The sequence below is a fragment of the Rossellomorea sp. ABR4_004 genome, assembly GCF_056159585.1.
On the sequence record NZ_JBSWVM010000005.1, the window covers coordinates 1 to 18,620 of the forward strand.

19 protein-coding genes are annotated in these 18,620 nt (G+C 45.9%); 6 read left to right on the forward strand and 13 right to left on the reverse strand.

Going from position 1 to position 18,620, the window contains the following annotated elements; all coding sequences use genetic code 11:
* Nucleotides 1–341: 341 nt before the first annotated feature.
* Both ACXAF2_RS20770 and ACXAF2_RS20775 read right to left on the reverse strand, forming a co-directional pair.
* Nucleotides 342–1,235 (reverse strand): DegV family protein, encoded by an 894-nt coding sequence (locus tag ACXAF2_RS20770; protein WP_475141510.1) that lies wholly within the window; start codon nucleotides 1,233–1,235, stop codon nucleotides 342–344.
* 130 nt (nucleotides 1,236–1,365) lie between these two features.
* Nucleotides 1,366–2,406: a zinc-binding dehydrogenase gene (locus ACXAF2_RS20775; protein ID WP_475141512.1), complete on the reverse strand. Its 1,041-nt coding sequence runs from the start codon at nucleotides 2,404–2,406 to the stop codon at nucleotides 1,366–1,368.
* 181 nt (nucleotides 2,407–2,587) lie between these two features.
* Here ACXAF2_RS20775 and ACXAF2_RS20780 point away from each other — a divergent pair, with 181 nt between their 5' ends.
* Nucleotides 2,588–3,334: a GntR family transcriptional regulator gene (locus ACXAF2_RS20780; protein WP_475141514.1), complete on the forward strand. Its 747-nt coding sequence runs from the start codon at nucleotides 2,588–2,590 to the stop codon at nucleotides 3,332–3,334.
* Nucleotides 3,331–3,948 carry a sterol desaturase family protein gene (locus tag ACXAF2_RS20785; RefSeq protein ID WP_475141516.1) on the forward strand — a complete coding sequence of 206 codons (618 nt, stop codon included), beginning with the start codon at nucleotides 3,331–3,333 and terminating at the stop codon, nucleotides 3,946–3,948. The genes ACXAF2_RS20780 and ACXAF2_RS20785 overlap by 4 nt, the downstream gene beginning before the upstream one ends.
* A gap of 40 nt (nucleotides 3,949–3,988) precedes the next feature.
* Here ACXAF2_RS20785 and ACXAF2_RS20790 read toward each other — a convergent pair whose 3' ends face one another.
* Genes ACXAF2_RS20790 through ACXAF2_RS20800 form a run of 3 tightly spaced genes read right to left on the reverse strand, consistent with a single transcriptional unit; the run spans nucleotide 3,989 to nucleotide 6,491 of the window.
* Nucleotides 3,989–5,080 (reverse strand): ABC transporter permease, encoded by a 1,092-nt coding sequence (locus ACXAF2_RS20790; protein WP_475141518.1) that lies wholly within the window; start codon nucleotides 5,078–5,080, stop codon nucleotides 3,989–3,991.
* Nucleotides 5,077–6,003: an ABC transporter ATP-binding protein gene (locus ACXAF2_RS20795; protein ID WP_475141520.1), complete on the reverse strand. Its 927-nt coding sequence runs from the start codon at nucleotides 6,001–6,003 to the stop codon at nucleotides 5,077–5,079. Before ACXAF2_RS20795 ends, ACXAF2_RS20790 begins: the two co-directional genes overlap by 4 nt.
* Before the next feature lie 59 nt (nucleotides 6,004–6,062).
* Nucleotides 6,063–6,491 (reverse strand): DUF6526 family protein, encoded by a 429-nt coding sequence (locus tag ACXAF2_RS20800; RefSeq protein WP_475141522.1) that lies wholly within the window; start codon nucleotides 6,489–6,491, stop codon nucleotides 6,063–6,065.
* Nucleotides 6,492–6,726: 235 nt separating this feature from the next.
* On the opposite strand from ACXAF2_RS20800, the gene ACXAF2_RS20805 reads away from it, so the two are divergent.
* Nucleotides 6,727–6,918 carry a hypothetical protein gene (locus tag ACXAF2_RS20805; RefSeq protein WP_475141524.1) on the forward strand — a complete coding sequence of 64 codons (192 nt, stop codon included), beginning with the start codon at nucleotides 6,727–6,729 and terminating at the stop codon, nucleotides 6,916–6,918.
* Between the two features lie 141 nt (nucleotides 6,919–7,059).
* The gene (locus ACXAF2_RS20810; RefSeq protein ID WP_475141526.1) at nucleotides 7,060–7,521 is read left to right on the forward strand and encodes a YusW family protein; all 462 of its coding nucleotides are present in this window, start codon (nucleotides 7,060–7,062) and stop codon (nucleotides 7,519–7,521) included.
* A gap of 65 nt (nucleotides 7,522–7,586) precedes the next feature.
* On the opposite strand, the gene abc-f is transcribed toward ACXAF2_RS20810, so the two are convergent.
* Nucleotides 7,587–9,218, reverse strand: coding sequence for a ribosomal protection-like ABC-F family protein (gene abc-f, locus ACXAF2_RS20815; protein WP_475141528.1), 1,632 nt, complete (start codon nucleotides 9,216–9,218; stop codon nucleotides 7,587–7,589).
* 423 nt (nucleotides 9,219–9,641) lie between these two features.
* Here abc-f and ACXAF2_RS20820 point away from each other — a divergent pair, with 423 nt between their 5' ends.
* Nucleotides 9,642–10,415, forward strand: coding sequence for a TerC family protein (locus ACXAF2_RS20820; RefSeq protein ID WP_148967434.1), 774 nt, complete (start codon nucleotides 9,642–9,644; stop codon nucleotides 10,413–10,415).
* A 52-nt stretch (nucleotides 10,416–10,467) separates the two neighbouring features.
* Here ACXAF2_RS20820 and ACXAF2_RS20825 read toward each other — a convergent pair whose 3' ends face one another.
* The 3 genes from ACXAF2_RS20825 to ACXAF2_RS20835 all read right to left on the reverse strand — a co-directional run bounded on the left by ACXAF2_RS20825 (nucleotide 10,468) and on the right by ACXAF2_RS20835 (nucleotide 14,124).
* Nucleotides 10,468–11,589 carry an NADH-dependent flavin oxidoreductase gene (locus tag ACXAF2_RS20825; RefSeq protein ID WP_475141530.1) on the reverse strand — a complete coding sequence of 374 codons (1,122 nt, stop codon included), beginning with the start codon at nucleotides 11,587–11,589 and terminating at the stop codon, nucleotides 10,468–10,470.
* Nucleotides 11,590–11,841: 252 nt separating this feature from the next.
* On the reverse strand, nucleotides 11,842–13,239 hold the full coding sequence (gene rlmD / locus ACXAF2_RS20830; RefSeq protein ID WP_475141532.1) for a 23S rRNA (uracil(1939)-C(5))-methyltransferase RlmD: 1,398 nt from the start codon (nucleotides 13,237–13,239) through the stop codon (nucleotides 11,842–11,844).
* A 15-nt stretch (nucleotides 13,240–13,254) separates the two neighbouring features.
* Nucleotides 13,255–14,124 (reverse strand): DNA-3-methyladenine glycosylase family protein, encoded by an 870-nt coding sequence (locus tag ACXAF2_RS20835; RefSeq protein WP_475141533.1) that lies wholly within the window; start codon nucleotides 14,122–14,124, stop codon nucleotides 13,255–13,257.
* Between the two features lie 256 nt (nucleotides 14,125–14,380).
* Here ACXAF2_RS20835 and ACXAF2_RS20840 point away from each other — a divergent pair, with 256 nt between their 5' ends.
* Complete coding sequence (locus ACXAF2_RS20840; RefSeq protein ID WP_475141535.1) at nucleotides 14,381–14,707, forward strand: DUF4362 domain-containing protein; 327 nt, start codon at nucleotides 14,381–14,383, stop codon at nucleotides 14,705–14,707.
* Between the two features lie 97 nt (nucleotides 14,708–14,804).
* Here the strand turns inward: ACXAF2_RS20840 and pdaA are convergent, their stop codons facing one another.
* The 4 genes from pdaA to ACXAF2_RS20860 form a co-directional block, all read right to left on the reverse strand.
* Nucleotides 14,805–15,581 (reverse strand): delta-lactam-biosynthetic de-N-acetylase, encoded by a 777-nt coding sequence (gene pdaA, locus ACXAF2_RS20845; RefSeq protein ID WP_475141536.1) that lies wholly within the window; start codon nucleotides 15,579–15,581, stop codon nucleotides 14,805–14,807.
* Between the two features lie 231 nt (nucleotides 15,582–15,812).
* On the reverse strand, nucleotides 15,813–16,379 hold the full coding sequence (locus ACXAF2_RS20850; RefSeq protein ID WP_475141538.1) for a DUF4825 domain-containing protein: 567 nt from the start codon (nucleotides 16,377–16,379) through the stop codon (nucleotides 15,813–15,815).
* Between the two features lie 122 nt (nucleotides 16,380–16,501).
* On the reverse strand, nucleotides 16,502–18,058 hold the full coding sequence (locus ACXAF2_RS20855) for a fumarate hydratase (protein WP_475141539.1): 1,557 nt from the start codon (nucleotides 18,056–18,058) through the stop codon (nucleotides 16,502–16,504).
* An 84-nt stretch (nucleotides 18,059–18,142) separates the two neighbouring features.
* Complete coding sequence (locus tag ACXAF2_RS20860) at nucleotides 18,143–18,589, reverse strand: GNAT family N-acetyltransferase (protein ID WP_475141541.1); 447 nt, start codon at nucleotides 18,587–18,589, stop codon at nucleotides 18,143–18,145.
* Nucleotides 18,590–18,620: the final 31 nt, after the last annotated feature.

Consider the following 18,620-nt stretch of genomic DNA (forward strand, 5'->3'; position numbering starts at 1 on the left):
CTTCAGTATTATTTTCAACAATGGAATTCACAACCCTTTTAGCAGTCGTGAATAAATTTATTCATTACCGCTAAAAGGGTTGTTAAAACGGATGTTAATTTGTATGCCAAAACACTCTTTTAAAGCTATAAACGTTGTCATATCAATAAAAAAAGAAGGAGCGAATGAACGTGCTAATTCCACCTCCAAAAGCAATGTTATCTTACGTTTTCTCCCGCTCAACCGAACAGGTTAGTATTCATTATAGAGTGGTTTCAGATTGCTGTTGTCGTGATATTTCCCTAGTAACCCAAAAAAGAGACTGCTTCCTGTACGTTCACCGTACAGAAGGCAGTCCCCCATTATTCCCTATTAAAGAAGCCCTTCTTTTCTCTGTTTTCCAAGAAATACATGGAAATGGCCCCCAATCCTACATGTGTCCCCACGGAGACGCCCATTTGCATGATGTAGATTTCTCCGGAGTAATCGGTTTCAGATTGAATGTTAGATTTCAGGTTTTCAGCTATTTTTATATCGGATGTATATCCGATGATAACGAATTCGGTCATCTCACGGTCATACCTAATGGAAAATTCCGTCACGTAATGCTTCAATACTTTTTTAAGTCCCCGTTCTTTTCCAACGATCGCGCCTTTTCCCTTTTTCATGGACATGATGGGCTTCAGCATGAGCAATTTGCCTATGAAGGCACTGGCATTGGTGAGCCTGCCGCTTTTCAACAAATGATCCAAGTCGTTAACCGATAGGAAATGCTTAACCTTCTTTTTATATGTTTCATTAAAAGCGACGATACTTTCGAATGTCGCTCCCCTCTCCCTCATTAGCGCACTTTGCATCACGAGCAGGCCACTTCCATGACTCATGCAGGCTGAGTCGACAATATGTATTTTCACCGTAGAGTCGCGATCTTCCTCATAGAAATACCCTTTGGCAATTTCTGCTGATTGGTACGCTCCACTCGTTCCACTGGACATACAGATACAGATGATCTCCTTATATCCGTCCTGAACGGCTTGCTGCATAATGGCAAGATACTCTGCAGGGCTTGGCATACCCGTCGTGGGGAACTCCGGTAAGTCCTCCATCATTCCATAGAATTCATCCGGTCCAATGTCCACCCTGTCTCTATAGATCTTCCCCCCGATATTAATCGTTAATGGGGCCAAGCTAATGTCGTATAATTCCAATACGTCATCTGATAAATCACAAGTTGAATCAGCCATTATTTTTATCATATAAATCCTCCGGTCATAATCTATTGCTATCATACCTTATGAGCGGAGTGGATGGGTACTTCTTTTTCTTACCAATGGCGCGACGGTCCTGATGCTTCCTAAGTAAGTGAACCGTCCTTTTCTTGTCATACTATTTTTCAGGAAGCAAAATGATCTTCCCCAGTTTTCCTGAATTCTTGAAGTAGGTTTGTGCTTCTCCCGCTTTTTCGAGAGGAAAGGTACGTTCAATGACCGGTTTGATCTTACCTGCAGAAATGGCATCAAGCATTCTTCTAAAGTCATCTCTCGTACCAAGGACCGATCCATATACCGTGATATGTTTTAAATAAATGGTCCTGAAATCGAGTTCCGTTTTCTGTCCCCCAGCCGAGCCTGATATACAAAACTTCCCGCCATTCTTTAAAACGCTTATGGATGTCGCAAACAACGCATCCCCGACTACATCCAATACAGAATCCACCGGACCTCCATTGACTTCTACTATTTCATCGGCAAGGGTATGGGACTTGTAGGATAATACATGAGTAGCCCCCAATTCTTTCATTTTATCTTCCAATCCCATGTCACCTACAATCGCAATCACCTTTGATCCAAAAACTCTGGAAGCGATTTGAACATTTAATGATCCCACACCGCCATTGGCACCAGTCACGACGATCGTCTCTTCCGGCTTCGCCTGGATCTGCTCCACCATATGCCATGCTGTCAATCCGCTGACAGAAAAAACAGCACTTTCTTCATATGCAGGGAGAGGCATATCATAACAGAGTTCTGACGGCCAAACGACATATTCGGCATACCCTCCATCATATTCGGAGCCAATGAACGACATATCCTCTGAAATGTGTTCGAAACCCTCCTTGCCACTTGAAGTGAAAGGAAACAGGACGACCTTCTTGCCGATCAGGGTCTCCGGAACATCGGCACCCACCCCTACAATTTCACCCGTTATATCCGATCCCGGAATTCTTGGAAAGTGAACGCCTTCCGGACGCCAGCCTGACTTCTCTTCTGTTCCATAAGCCCCTTCCCTCATCCAGATTTCAGTATTGTTAATGGCACATGCTTTGACCTTTACAAGGACCTCACCTTTTTCCGGAGTCGGGGTCGAAATATCAACCACTTCTAATTTGTCGATTCCACCATATCCGGTAACTTGAACAGCCTTCATTATACTCTCCCTCTCTTCTATCTAATCTTCATGGTTAGTTTATACCCTTATTGAGAAGGCATACAGACTCTTGCTTATTTAGATTAACTCCCCTGAACAACCTTGGTGAAAACATCAAGGATTTCACAAAACCTCATTATTTTCAGAATTTATTGACAAACGAACCACACAAGATCATATAATGGTAATACCAAGTATAAAATTGGTATTACCAATCAAAAGGAGGGACATTCCGTTGAAAGAACGTTCATCAGATATTGTCGCCGGCAAACTCATTCAATCCATACTGGAAGGGCACATCAAAGTTCATGAACCACTGCAATCCGAAAGAGAATTATCCAGCCGCTTTCAAGTAGGAAGACCCACCATCCGTGAAACACTGCAGAGGTTGGAGCGGGACGGCTGGATTGCGGGACGGAAAGGGATGCCTGCGGTTGTAAACGATTATTGGAAGCAGGGGAATTTAATGACGATCGTGAATATCCTCGAGCATCAGGAAGAAGTACCCGATGAATTCATCCATCATATGCTCGAGCTGAGAATCTCCTTGACCCCCACTTATTTCAGGGATGCCATCCATCATCACAGACTCAAGGTCATTTCACTCTTTGTCCCTCTTGAAGAGATACAGGATGATGCACGATCATATGCGAATTTCGACTGGCAGCTGCAGCAGAGTGTCGCCATGTTGTCGCCGAACCCCATCTATCTTCTCATCCTGAATAGCTTCAAAGACTTCTACGGCAGGATGGCTGAGAAATATTTCAGCGAACCGGACCATCGCGAAGCTTCACGTGACTATTACGAAAAATTGGTGGACCTCATCTTAAAAGGGGACATCGAACAGGCAGAGCTCCTCATTAAAGAAATGATGGAAACCAGCTTACGATTGTGGAAACAAAAAATGACTGGGGGCAATGGAGGATGAAAGAGAATCGATTGTATCGTGATTTCTTCTTACACTTTGATATTTTGGTCATGGTAGGTATCTTTCTTGTGGTGGTCGGCTTTTTGATGACCATGGAGCTTTCCTTATCCACCTTCTTATATTTTCCGATTGGGATCGTCGCTTACATGTTCAGTGAATACCTCACCCACCGCTTTGTCTTCCACATCAAGTCACCGAAGAATGCTTTTCTTCTGAAATTGATTAAGCGTCTGCATTACGATCACCATAAAAAACCGAATGACCTGAAGCTCTTGTTTTTACCCGTTTGGTACAGTGCTCCAAGCCTGTTCAGCCTATGTCTGCTGTTTTACTTCGTGAGCGGCTCGATCTCAGCGACCCTCGCCTTTGCCACCGGCATACTGTTCATGTTCTTTGTCTACGAGTGGAAGCACTATGTCGCCCATCGCCCCCTCAAGCCGAAAACACGGTTCGGGAAATGGCTCAAGAAAACGCATATCCTGCACCATTATAAAAACGAGAACTACTGGTACGGCGTGTCCACGCCTTTCGTCGATGCATTGTTTGGTACCTTGAAGGATGAGAAGGATGTGGAAACGAGTCAAACTGCGAAAGATTTAGAGAAGAGGGCGTGAAAAAAGTCCAATCGGGTTGATCCGATTGGACTTCTCAATATTACTCCCACTTAAACACATAACTAGCCAGGGCAAATCCGCCAACCAGCCAAGCTCCCAATATCAGTGTCTCCGTACCCAATTCCAAAAACGGGGTCCCAAGATTCATCGTCTCCCGCAACGCCGAACTCAAATGGGCGATTGGCAGCACCTTCACGATCGGCTGGATGAGATCCGGCATGTTGTTGATCGGGAAGAACACGCCTCCAAGAAACAGCATCGGAAACGTCACGAATCCCGCAATCGGTCCGGCACTTTCCGGATTTTTCGCCATGCCTGCGATAATAAAGCCAAGTGCCATAAACGCAAGGGTCCCAAGGATGATGAAGAAGATCATGGCAAGCCAAGAACCTGCAACGTTGATGTCAAAGATGAGATCGGCAATCAGGACGACGAGCAATGCCTGGGTTCCGTTCAGCATCAGGCGCGCCGTGATCTGGGCGGCGATGAACGTGGATGCTTTCAATCTCGTCCCCTGCATTCTCCGGAGGATCCCCCGTTCACGCCAGGCGGAAATTTGACCTGCGACCCCGTTCATGTTGTTGCTCATGATCATCATGGCGACGATACCCGGTACAAGGAAATCAACATATCGAAGGTTCAGCGCCTCGATTCCTACTTTCTCAACCGTCACTAACGGCTTATAGTCAACCATGTCCTTGCTATATTGATCGATGATGCCGTTCACCACCGTCAATCCAAGCTCTGACGTGGTCAGGTTTTTCTCGTTATAGTATACAGGAAGAGAGGAAGCCTCTTTCCCATCCTTCAGGTTCTCTTCATATCCTTCCGGGATTTCGATCAGAAGCTGGATATCCCCATTTTCAACGGCTTCTTTTCCCGACTTCACGCTCTCATATTTCGTAGTCTCGATTCCCTCATTTTTATAAAATAAGTCCTTTAAGTCCTTCGACGCACCGGTATCATCCCTGTCGGTCAAGCCTACAGTTAACGAGAGTGAATTCCCTCCGCCTGCAAATGATCCGAGTGCCACCATCAGGATGACCGGGAAGAGTAACGTAAAGAAGATGACCTGCTTGTTTCTTCCAAAGATCCGTAATTGCGCCAAAGTTAACTGCCAATAAGCTCTCATGATTCCCGCAACTTCCTTCCTGTCATATGAATGAAGACATCCTCTAATGTCGCCTGGCGCGTCTCGAGATCCTGGATTTTCAAATGATGTTCCGTCGATATGGAAATGAGGGAGGTCAGTGCCAGCTGTAGCTCATCCGTGTATAGCTGGACGAACGTGTCCTTGATGGCCACTTCCTCGACTCCATCCATTTTCATGAACCACTCCTGCTCAGGTGGATTGTTGAGGTGGAATTCAATCGTACTCGTTGACTGCAGGGTTTTCACCAGATTAGCCGGTGTGTCAAGGGCGATCAGTTCCCCTTGATCCATGATGCCGATCCGGTCACAGAGCACATGGGCTTCATCCATATAGTGCGTGGACAGAATCACCGTCTTCCCCCGCTCCTTCAACCGCAGCACAATGTCCCACAATGTCCGTCGCGCCTGGGGATCCAGTCCCGTCGTCGGTTCATCCAGAAACACAATCTCCGGATCATGAATCAGCGCCAGGGCAATCGCGAGCCGCTGCTTCTGCCCGCCCGACAGACCCTTGATCCGGTCCTTCCGCTTCTCGGTCAGGAGCATATCCTCGATCAATTGATTGATGTCCACATGACTCGGGTAAAAACTCGCATACAAATGAAGGATCTCCTCCACCTTCAACAACTCAAACAAAGAAGTCGACTGAAGCTGAACCCCGATCACCTCTTTCACCTTGTTCACATCTTTCCGTACGTCATATCCCGCAAGTGCGGCCGTCCCTTCATCCGGCTTCCGAAGTCCCACAAGCATCTCGATCGTCGTCGTCTTCCCGGCCCCGTTCGGACCAAGCAATCCGAAGATCTCCCCCTTTTCCACCTGGAACTTCACTCCCTTCACTGCCGTAAAGGAGCCATACCTTTTCACTAAATCTTTTACATCTACCATGACTTCGTTCGACATAACGAGCCTCCTTTTACAAAAATGTAACCGCCCAATAGTGAGCGGTCCTTCTGTGTTGTTTATACGCGATGATGATCTGCACGCCAATTTTGTATAGCTTTCTTAATTTCGTTAGGTGGTAAGTTCTCGGTCACTGCTCTTTCCACTAGCCCTGGAAATTCTTCATCCGGTGCAAAGCGGAGCGCGATCATCTGCTTCAGGGATAACGAAGCATCCAGCGATTTTCCCGTCAAACGATAATAGCGGAAACATTCCTCCGTGCGGATGATTCGATCCTGAAGCTGAAGGGCATAGCTTCTTAGCTTGACCCCTATCAGAATGATCGTCAACACAACAAACAGCACAACAAAGCTTAGTAAAGTCTCTGTCCCGACATTCTTAACGAAAAACGTAATCGTTAGAATGAGTGTAATAAGGGATAAAAGGGCAATTCCAACATGATAGGCCGGATCGATCTTACTGTGATTTTCATAGTTTTGCTGTTTCATATGTACCTCCTGAGGTTTGTAGATTCATTATAACCTAGATGCGGAACAAAAAAGAGCATACCTAGGAATATTATTCCGGCATGTGTTCTCTAATTCCTTATACATCCAAATTTCATTCAATTCATTATCTATATTTTTCCATATAATAATGGTAAGATAGTAGCAGAAGAAATACCCACAGGACGTTCACCTGCTTTTACCTAACAGGGTTTATAAAAAAAGGAGGTTTTCGAAAATGGTTTGGTTATTCGTTCTGATTCCCCTTTCCTTCATGGCTGGGGTGGTTATCGTGGGCAGTATCAAAGAAACTTACTTTTCTCAAGGGTACCTTACTGGTGATTGCTATGATACGCACAAGAGTGAGGGTTATCATGCTTATTGGAACGGGCAGTCCAATCAGGCCAGGGGTTCTTATTGTGCCTGGTGAAGGGTAGTTCCTTTAAATCTTACTTAGGCATTGCTGAGTGCAATGCCTTTTTCTCGTTGAAAGGTGAAAGAACAAGTCCTCCACGATTCATTTATCCACAATTGGGTAAACTATCCTTATCATCATAAAGGAGGTCATTGTATGCATAGGAAAACAAGATGTATCTTCGCTGTTCTATTCTCTTTGGTTCTTTTAGCCGGCTGTAATGACAAGGAAGAGGTAAAGAACCCTCCTGAAAATGCACCAGTTGAGGACACTGCCAATAATAATGAGGGAGCGAAAGATGAAGCTTTTACTTTTGCGAACTTTGATTTAGAGGTTGATTACAAGGAAAATAAAACAATCGACGTGGGTTACGAGAACGAGAAAGACTCGACGGAAGCGAAATATCAGGATGATCTTAATGATCAAAATTTGACTTCTGATGAAGCGATGGATAAGCTTACCCCGATCTTCAAAGATTTCTCGTTTGACCAGGATACCGATGAACAAGAGGTCATCAAACAAGTGAAAGAAGCATTTTCAGTTGAGGATGGCTATGAGAAGTTCGAGTTGGAGATTACATTCCCTGATGGGACGGAAAAAGAATACAGAGAAATGTAAGCACCTGCTTTCTTTCAAACAAAGGGACAATTCAATCGTTTTTATTCGATTGAATTGTCCCTTTTTTACTTCAACTGATTTATTTGTTCCGTGAGCTCTTTAAATTTCCGATCCAGTTCCTCATATTCCTTATCCCCTGGCATCATAAAACTGAGCCTTCCCAACACTTCCTGTCTCTCTGTCTCAAGCTTCAACCGCAGTTCTCCCTGGTCATCCCGTTCTGAAGCAGGCTCATTCAACTGCTTTTGAATCCTGCCGTCCGCGATCACGAGTTTCGTACTCGTCGTTTTCTCTAGAAAATAACGGTCATGGGACACGACAATCAAAGTCCCATTGTATTGCGAGAGGGTGTCCTCAAGCTGTTCACGGGAAGCAAGATCAAGATGGTTTGTCGGTTCATCCAGGATCAGCACATCTTTTTCTTCTAGAATATACTTCATTAGCTTGCACTTTACGCGCTCTCCCATACTCATATTCCCGATCGGTTCCCTCCAGTGGGTCGTCTGGAATCCCAGGTGCTTCATGAGTGTCTGGACTTTTCCTCTCTCCTCGAAGGTTTCCTTGTGGAAGAGCTGTTCAGGCGTGTCGTCAAGGGGAAGGTCGAACACTTCTTGCGTCAGATAGCCGATCTCTGCAGATGGTGAAATCCATACATCACCGTCAGCCGCCTCCTGCCCCATGATCACCTTTAATAATGTCGTCTTCCCGCTGCCATTCGGTCCAATGATCGACATCTTTTCCCCATGCTGGATCGTGAAATTAACTTTTTTGAAAAGGGTTCGCTTCTCAAAAGCTTTTGTCAGATCTTTCACTTCCAAGAATCGCTTTCCTTTCTTATGCGTCGCCTTTAGTGAAAATCGCACAGAATGCTCTTCCTCAACCGCATCCACCTTTGCTTTCTCAAGCTCTTTCTCAAGACGCTTCTGCTTCGATTTCACCTGGCTGTCCGTCCGCTTTGCTTTTACCCGGTAGTATTCTTTAAATCCTTCCTGTTTCGTGGACTGGGCGTGGGCTTTTTGTGACCAGGATGAGAGCTCTTTCATCTGATCTTCAATCAATTCCACCATCTTCTGCTGCTTCTCATATTCACGCTGCTGCGTGAGCCGTCTCTGTTTTCGTGCCTCCATGTAGCTCGAATAATGGCCGCGATGCTCAATCAGCTTTCCATGTTCGATCGCCCAGATCTTTGTCGCCGCTTCATCTAAAAAATACCGGTCATGTGATACGAGAATGATCGTCCCTTTATACTCCTTGATTTGATTCGTCAGGAGTTCCATGCTCCCGTGATCCAGGTGGTTCGTCGGTTCATCCAACAGGAGGAGATCGGCATTCTTCGCCAGCCCTTTTGCAAGCCGTGCTTTCAGCTTTTCCCCACCGCTCAATTGCAGAAACTCATGTTTTGGCACCTGCCATTTTTCCAAAAGCCTGGCTTCAGAAGGTGTCGTGTCGTCAAAGGAATGGGACTCCGTTTCCTGTTCGACCATACCAATGGTCAAGTCGGGATGAAACCACTGTATTGTACCTTCCGAAGGCACTAAATTCCCGTGTATCAACTGAAGCAGCGTAGACTTCCCGGCGCCATTTTGCCCGATGATCCCAATGACATCCCCTTCCTGCACACCAGCATTCACCTTCTCGAATAGTTTCTGATCCATCATTTCATAGCTTATATTCACTAACTTCATTAATTCTCTCATACCATTTTCCCCTCTCATCAAAGGGAGAACAAAAAAATCCTCCCCATTTCTCTGGAAGGATTAGCCGTACCTGTCGTGTTCAAAGAAAGCCACTTGGAAATAAATCCACTGGCTCAGACGATGTATAAAAATGGGCAGACTAATCCTATTTTGGTTAATTTGAAATATGGAATTTCAAACCTCGCGAAAATAAGATCAGTTCTTCATCGTCCACCCATCACTCCTGTCATATTTAGTAAATTCACTATATCATAAAATGTTTTGGAAGTGCAAAAGGAAATTGAGAATATCTAAAAAAACCCAATACCAATAAAGGATTAGATTCACAATCAGTGGTATGATAAAGACTGAGGACTAGTATTACATTAACAGGTCGACCAGCTTATGTGTTGGCTCAATGTTTAGTGGAAAGGAGCACTTTATTTGGAATCAATCTGGTTAGAATATGGATGGACATTACTGATCCTAATCGGCCTTGAGGGTTTGTTATCTGCAGATAATGCCCTTGTTCTCGCCGTCATTGCGAAACACCTTCCGGACGATGAGAAGAAAAGAGCCATCAAATACGGGATTTTCCTTGCCTTTGCCTTTCGTTTTGGTGCCTTATTTGCGATTTCCTTTATTGCAAATGTCTGGCAGATCCAGGCGATCGGAGCAGCCTATCTTCTTTACCTGGGCTTAAAGCATGTCATTAAAGCACGTTTTGGAAAAGAGAATGAAAATATTCGTGAAGATACTGAAGAGGAAGCTGCAGGAAAAGGCTTTTGGCCGACAGTCGGAAAGATTGCATTGGCAGACCTTGCCTTTGCGATTGATTCGATCCTCGCAGCCGTGGCCCTTGCCCTTGGACTCCCCGATTCACCCCTTGATGATTTTGGCGGGATGGACGGCGGACAATTTATCATTGTTGTCCTCGGAGGAATTGCCGGGCTGATCTTGATCAAATATGCTGCAACCTGGTTTGTGCAGCTGCTTGAAAAGCGCCCTGCTTTAGAGACAACCGCTTATGCCATTGTCGCCTGGGTCGGGGTAAAGTTGGCCGTCATCACACTGGCTCATGAAGATATTCATATCCTGGATCACGATTTCCCTCATAGCACCCTTTGGACCCTCACGTTTTACGGAGTCCTTGTGGCTATCGCCTTGTTTGGGTGGTTCGCACCGGGAAACAAAGAATCTCAGCATAGTGAAAGTTAAAAAAGAAATGGCCTGTGAACTTCACAGGCCATTTCTTTTCAAGACTGACTCCCTACACTCCCGGGAACCAGCCAGGCGTATTCACAATTGCATTCCATAACGGATCGGGAACGACCAATTCTTCCTGTTTCCCTTTATCTATCTCGGTCACAATGTCCTCTTCTCTTCCTTCTTCTATCTTCTTCAGCCAATCGGGATCAATGATCAGTTCACGACCAAGGGCCAATAGCGGAACGCCTGTACTGAATGCTTTATGTGCATCGTCGGCAGAGTAGATCGAGCCTACACCGATCAGTGGTGTACGTTCACCAATGATTTCTAATAAATAATCCATTCTTGTTTTCTCAACGTCCTCCACCCCTCTTCTTGGCTTCGAGAAGAAATCGAACAGGGAAACGTGAAGATAATCAAGGTCCTTGTCTGCAAGGGCATCCACAAGGGTAAGGGTGTCACCCATCGTGAACCCATTGTCTTCAGGCTCCTCAGGTGAGAAACGGTATCCAACTAGGAACGATGGATCCGCATGCTCAGCGACCACACTCTTCACCTTATCCACGATGGCAAGCGGGAACGTCATCCGCTTTTCCAGGCTGCCGCCATAACGGTCTTCACGACGATTTGTCATCGGGGAGAAGAATTGATGAATGAGATAACCGTTCGCTCCGTGGATCTCCACGCCATCATATCCCGCTTCTATCGCTCGGCGGGTCGTCTCACCAAAAGCATCGATGATATTTTCGATCTCTGCTTCTGTTAATGCTCTGGCTTTCTTCTCTCCATTCTCACCCATTACATCACTGGCGCTCACCACATCCCCATCAGGAACCAGATCCGGTGGACATTGTACACCTCCGTGGAAAATCTGGAGAACGGCTTTAGCGCCCTGCTCTTTGATTCCCTTCGCCAACCTTTCAAGGCTCGGGATCATTTCATCGGAGTCCCCGCCGAACTCACCCGGGAAGCCCTTTCCCTCAGGTGTTACATATGTGCAGGCTGTGATCACCATGCTGACATCCCTGGAGCGTCTCGCATAGTAAGTAACCTCTGCATCCGTAACGTTACCATGCTCATCCGATGAGAAATTCGTCATCGGTGCCATGATGATGCGGTTCTTTAATTCGACTCCGTTTTTGAAAGTATAGGGGGATAATAGCTCTTTATATTTATTGTTCATGATTTTGCCTCCTTGTGGTTGCTCAAGGGACATCTTAATAGATAAACAGGTTTATTGACCAGACATCTGCTTAGAGAGTGTGCCGGCATTATGAAAAATGGGCATCCCTCAACGTCTGAGGAATGCCCTAATACTTGCTTTGTAGTGTGGTTTCAACCAAATGCTCAAAAAATTTTCTTTACGGCTTCATGGGAGAAATCGATGTCACCTGTATTTTTCAGGCTGATCGTGATCATCCTCGATATCGAGGTTTTATTTTAGAACCAGCTTCGCCACTACCTCTACATGCGCGGTCTGCGGGAACATATCTACCGACTGCAGGTATTCCACACGGTACTGTTTCTTCAAATAATCGATATCCTTCGCCAGAGTCGATGGGTTGCAGGAGACATACACGAATGTCTTCGGTTTTACTTCTTTTAACGTATCAAGCAGCTTGTTGTCGCAACCGGTTCTTGGCGGATCGACTACGACGACATCAGGTCGCCAGCCTTCGTTTTTCCATTTTGGCATGAGCGTTTCGGCTCCTCCGACGAAGTATTCAGCGTGATCGACTCCGAATTTCTTTGCGTTCTTCTTCGCATCTTCGATTCCTTCCTTGATGACATCCATTCCGCGGATTTCTTTCGCTCCGTCAGCAAGCCATAATCCGATGGTTCCTACGCCACAGTAGGCATCGACAACTTTTTCTTCACCAGTGAGGGCAGCTGCCTTCTTTGCTTCATTATACAGCTTGCTTGTCTGGATCGGGTTGAGCTGGAAGAACGCGCGTGCGGATAATTCGTATGTGAACTCTTCCAGGCGTTCTTCGATACTTTCTTTTCCGGACAAATGGATTGTTTCATCCCCAAATACGAGTGCCGTTTTTTTCGGATTGATATTTTGGGCGATGGAAACGACTTCCGGTAGTCGTTTCTGGATCTCGTTGATCAGCAATTCCTTGCGGGGGATTTTTTTCTCAGACGTTACGAGTACGACCTGAACTTCCCCAGTTTCAAACCCGACACGTGTGACGATCGTTTTCAGGATCGGCTTTTTCTTTTGATCAACAAAGACAGGGATGTTGAAATCGTTAATGATGCGTTTGATTTCCGTTGTTACTTTATTCGTAAGCGGGTGCTGCACGATACACTCGTCGATGTCGATCAGCTTGTTTGAATTCATGCTATATAAGCCTGCGATAGCCTTGCCGTTTTGAGTGCCCACTTGGAATTGGCTTTTGTTCCGGTAGTGCCATGGATTGTCCATCCCAATCGTCGGACGGATGTCCAGGTCTTCCAATCTAAGCTTTGTGTGACGCTCGAGTGATTGAAGCAAGATATCCCGTTTTGCATCCAGCTGCCCTTCATATGAGAGATGCTGTAGCTGACAGCCTCCGCACTGCTCGTAGACTGGGCAGGGAGCTTTGGTGCGCTGTGGTGACTTCTTCCGGATCTTTTTGATGCGGGCTTCGGTGAATTTCGGGTGGACCTTGGTCACTTCGACGACCACTTCTTCCCCTGTCAGTGCTCCTGGTACGAAGACGATCTTTCGTTTAAAGAATCCGACTCCTTCACCGTTGATGCCGATTTTTTTTATCGTTAGAGGAAACTGTTGTTTCAGCTCGATTTTCACTTCATTGTGCTGCTTTTTTTCGTATTGCTTTTTCATTGGTTCACGTCCGTTCTATTCGATACTTCTCCATAAATACAAGGATGCATAGCTTAAATAAGGATGCCAGGATGTGCTGAATTGGTCAAGCTCGTCCATGGTCGGTTTTTGATCCATTTTGAATAGTTTCTTAATGGCGTTTTGGATGCCGATATCCGCCTTCGGAAACAGGTTTGGCCTGCCGAGTCCGAATAGCAGGAAGCTTTGGGCTGTCCATGGGCCGATGCCCCGGATTTTTGTAAGTTCCTTGATGACTTCTTCGTCTCGCTGCTCTGCCAGCTTGACCAGATCCAGTTCTCCGCTTGCTACCTTCTGCCCGATACCAATTGCATATTCCGCTTTCCGCTGACTGAATTGCAGCTCCCGCAGTTCTTCTACGGTGAGACAGGAAACTTTTTCCGGTGATGGATAGAACCAGACTCCGTCTTTCTGCCAGCCATATTTGGTGACGAAACGGTGGGTCAGGGTGAAGGCAAACTTCAGGTTCAGCTGCTGATGAATGATGCTTTTGATAATTGTCGCAAACGGGTCGAATTCCAGGATGATCGGTGTGCCGATATGCTCCTCGAAAATCGGCTTCAAATCGGTCTGCAGGAAGTGCTCGTGCATGTCGCGAAGACCGGTGTGCCACTGAAAGATGTCTGAAATCCGGTTCAGTTTTTGCTCATTGTTCTCTTCATTCTCAAAGGTCATGCTGAATTCCGGTCGATCTGTGGTGCCTGTCGCCTGCACTTTGATGACCTCTCCATTTCCATCCGGTAGATAATATGGAACCTTCACGCTTCGGTTTTTCTGATCCACTGCATTCAACGGATCCAGCGTAAGCCTCTCCAGTACCCGGTCAAAATTATACGGTCCTTCAACCTTAACATCCCTTATCACCATCGTCCTCATCCTTCCGCACAAAACTTGTATGTGTATTATAGCATACCGTGGGTGTAACACTTCAACGTTGTGGTGCGTCTAATGCAGTAGCTGAGGGACGGACCTCTAAAAGTATTGGAGCTAAAGTTCAGGGACGGACCTCAAGGAATTCTAAAAGGGATGATTTGATTGATGAGGAGATTGTTAATGGCTGGTTTGTTCCTTTTTTTCCTTTGTTGGTGGCTGTGAAGAGCCTGGGGATCAGGTGGAGACTGAAGTGGGGAAACAGGTGGGAGCTTATGAGCCTGTAGAGACAGATGTAGTGAATACACATGGAGATATAGAGAATATGGAGAGATTTGAAGAGTTTTATCAAAATGACGGGGATGATATGGAGGATCGCATTCGGATTGTTACGTATACAGAAGAAGGTGATCCTATTTTACATGACCTAGTGTATGACGGGAATGCACTTCATTCCGTTCGGGACTCACGTCGGGATACGTTTGGTAGCGGTGGGATTGTAAAGATGTCTTGCCGAGAATGTAGAGTATATATAAAACGGGAAAGTGGCGGACAATATGTACAAGTTGGCCGATTGTGACCGAAACGATGCCGATGACAGTGTGCTTTGGTACGAATGAATTCAGGGACGGACCTCGATTCCTAGGGCCAGATCCTAGGAATGAAGGTCCGTCCCTCTATTTTTTCATCATCGGATGTTCATCCAGGCTTTTGAAGGTGTAGCCTCTTTTCTTTAGGTCTTTTATGGCTTTTTCCATGGCGTCTGCGTTGTCTTTGGAGACGGAGTGCAGAAGGATGATCGCGCCTGGATGGGCCTGGGACATAATATTGTCGTACGAGTATTGCCAGCCTCTTTGCTGATCGGTTTTCCAATCGATGAAGGCGACGGACCAAAAGACGTGGGTGTAACCTTCTTCCTTCGCTATTTGAAGCGTACGTTCAGAAAATACGCCTCTTGGGGGACGAAGGTATTTCATTTCTTTTTGACCGGTTAGTTCTTTGGTTTTCACTTTTACTTTTTCCAGCTCTTCCCGGACTTTTTGATCCGAGCTAGCCGTGAAGTCCGGGTGGTGCCAGGAGTGGTTCCCGACGATATGCCCTTCCTTCACCATGCGCTTGACCAGATCTTCAGCACTTAATAAATAGTGACCTGTCACGAAGAAGGTGGCTGGCACCTTTTCCTGCTTTAACACATCAAGGATCTGTCCTGTGTAGCCATTTTCATACCCATTATCAAAGGTCAGATACAGCACTTTTTTATCAGATGACCCCTTATAAAAGGCGTCATATTTCTCAAGCAGCTGATCATGCTGAGCTCCTGCTTCTGCAGGGACTTCATTCTGACTCTTCTTAAACCCCCAGCCTATCGGGTTATTTGAGACTGCATAGGCTTGTGCCGGGATGAGCAATACTAAGATTGACGCTATGATCAACACTTTTAGTGATTTCTGCAAAATTGAACCCTTCTTTCACTTCCATTTCCCTTAGTTTTTGAGAACGGGAAGGATTCATGTGTACTAAAAGTATCCATAAATGGGTGTGTGATCTTCGAATTGAATGAATTGCTTGCGGTTGTCCAAACTCGCGCAGGGATCCTGTGAATTTGTACCACTTTATACGCTTGTTGAGCAAATGGCAAACACGACTTCCATCAACTACAACCATCAAAGACCAAGGTCCGTCCCTCACTCAAAAAATGTCTGATACTTCGTAGCCATTTCGGTTAGTTTCCCATTATGTTCATCAATAAATTCAGATACTGTTTTTTTATCCCAAATGGCCTCGCCTGTTGGAAATTGTTCAAATTCATCCTGGAGGTTTTTGACCATTTTGTCTCTTGAAACGGATACCATGGATTCGTCTACCTGAAAGTGATATTCCTTGGCATTCGGAACAAGAAGGGTCAGGAAGATGGCGTTGTAATAAAAGTTCTTCCGGTCGACATGATTACCGTCGAACCAGAACTCCTCCACATCACTTTGAGAAAGGCTCCCTTCTTTATTGCCATAGGTCACCTTCACCATTTCACCTGAAAGATCGATTTCCAGAACGGTTTCTCCACCGGGTAATTCCTGAAGGATCGCACTGACCTTGGAGTTATCCCCGATATAGGTTCCACTGTTTTCTTTTAACGTATCAACCTTCACATCTTCAATTGAAGTGATGTTCGATTTTTCACCATTACTTGCACACCCTGTTAGAAACACCATCAAGGAAAGAAACAACATGCTCACTAATTTATTGAAAATCATCATAGCCCTCCAGCTCCTGTTTGTATGTACTACGAAAACCATGTGTTTATGGTTTCATATTTTAACATAAATACCCAATAGAAAAACCACCCCGCATCTTTCACGAGGTGGTCCCTATTCCTTTATTTAAAAACAGGATCTTTAAACTGAGCTAATTTTTCCAATGACGATTTATCGACTTCTTCATGAAGGCTGTTACCATGGGAATCCATTGTTACAACCGCTGTGAAGCCTTCCACATTCAGGTGCCACATCGCTTCAGGAATACCGAACTGCATCAGATCCACTCCGTCTACGCCTTTGATGCAATCTGCGTAGTACTGTGCCGCTCCACCGATGGCATTCAGATACACTCCGCCATGATCTTTCAAGGCAGCAAGTGTTTTAGGACCCATTCCGCCTTTCCCGATGACAGCACGGATGCCGAATCGTTTCATAATATCCCCTTGATAAGGCTCCTCACGAATCGATGTTGTCGGACCAGCCGCTTTCACGTGCCAGTTGCCCTCATCGTCCTTCAGCATGACCGGACCACAATGATAGATGATTTGGCCGTCAAGATCTACCGGTGCATCATTCTCACTCAGATGCTTGTGGATCGCGTCACGGCCGGTGTACATGCGGCCGTTGATTTGAACCACATCTCCCACTTTCAGCTCACGGATTTTTTCTTCCGTGATCGGAGCTTGGAGTACGACAACGTTTGGTTCTTCACCGGATGAAGCCGCTGCCGTTTCAAGCTCAGCCTCTGATTGTTTAGTAAGATCGATCTTCTCGCCTTCCTGATAGAACCATTCGTCGATACCGCCTGATTCCACATCAAGCTTCACCCCTAAACGACGGAATGCCCAGCAATTATAGGCAACAGATACGAAGAAGCTTGCAGGAATACGATTCATGACGCCGACTTTACAGCCAAGCAGAGTCGTTTCACCGCCGAATCCCATCGTGCCGATTCCAAGCTCATTCGCATGTTCCATTACGTACTCTTCTAACTTACGAAGATCTTCATTCGCATTCACATCATCAACGGAACGGAATAATTGTTCTTTTGCCAGGTCATACCCTGAAGAACGGTCTCCTCCGATTCCAACGCCGATGAAGCCGGCACTGCAGCCTTGTCCCTGGGCCTGATACACCGAATGCATGACGCATTTACGGATCCCATCCAGGTCACGTCCGGCACGGCCCAGTCCTTCAAGTTCACACGGAAGACTGTACTGGATATTTTTATTTTCACAACCGCCGCCTTTTAAGATCAGGCGCGCATCGATATAATCCTTCTCCCACTGCTCGAACTTGATGACCGGTGTCCCTAAGCCAAGATTGTCCCCTGAGTTTGCCCCGGTCAATGAATCCACTGAGTTCGGACGAAGCTTTCCGTCTTTCGTCGCCTGTACCATCGCCCCATAGATCGCTTCTTTGATTTCAAGCTGATTCACGCCGACCGGTGTTTTTATTTTAAAAGTCGGAAGTCCTGTATCCTGACAAATCGGGGATACATTGTCATCCGCCATCTTTACATTATTTGAAATCGTGTCCAGACTCATTGCCGAACGCGTACCGGCGTTCTCACGGGCTTTCGCGGAACGGATCGCACGCCTGACGTCCTTCGGCAGGTTCGTGGATGTTTCCACAATCAAATCGTACATGCTTTGCTGTAATGTCTCTTTATTCATCGTTCTCCCCCTCTAAAGATCTCAATAACAGTCTTAAATTTCATACATCATTATACTCCTATAAGAATGAGATTGAAAGGGATTTCACAATGGAATTTCCTTCTCGAAATAACATGAAACCTCGTCTTCTTCCTTATAGATGTACCCGTTGTTTTGGTAAAATCGGATAGCGTCCGACCACTGTTTGTTCGTTTCGAGGATGAGGTAACGAGCCCCAAGGGAGTGTGCTTTTTCTTCCAGAAATTTGAGCATGATGCGGCCGAGACCACGTTTCCTATAAGAGGAGTGGACTGACATTCTAACAATCTGATACGTGCCGTCCGATTCTTTTCGAATCGCTCCAGTGCAGATAATGTCGTCATCCTCTTTTCCTACAAAAAAATGATGTTGCGTGCCGTCATACTCTACGGATATGTCATGAATATCGGGATTCAGGGTGTGATCGATGAATCCGAATCGTTCGAGGAAACCTGACAGGACCACATTTTTTGCCTGCTCACACTGGTGTTTTTCGATTGGTGTGATGATCATGGGGATAGATCACTCCTTTAATAGATGTTTT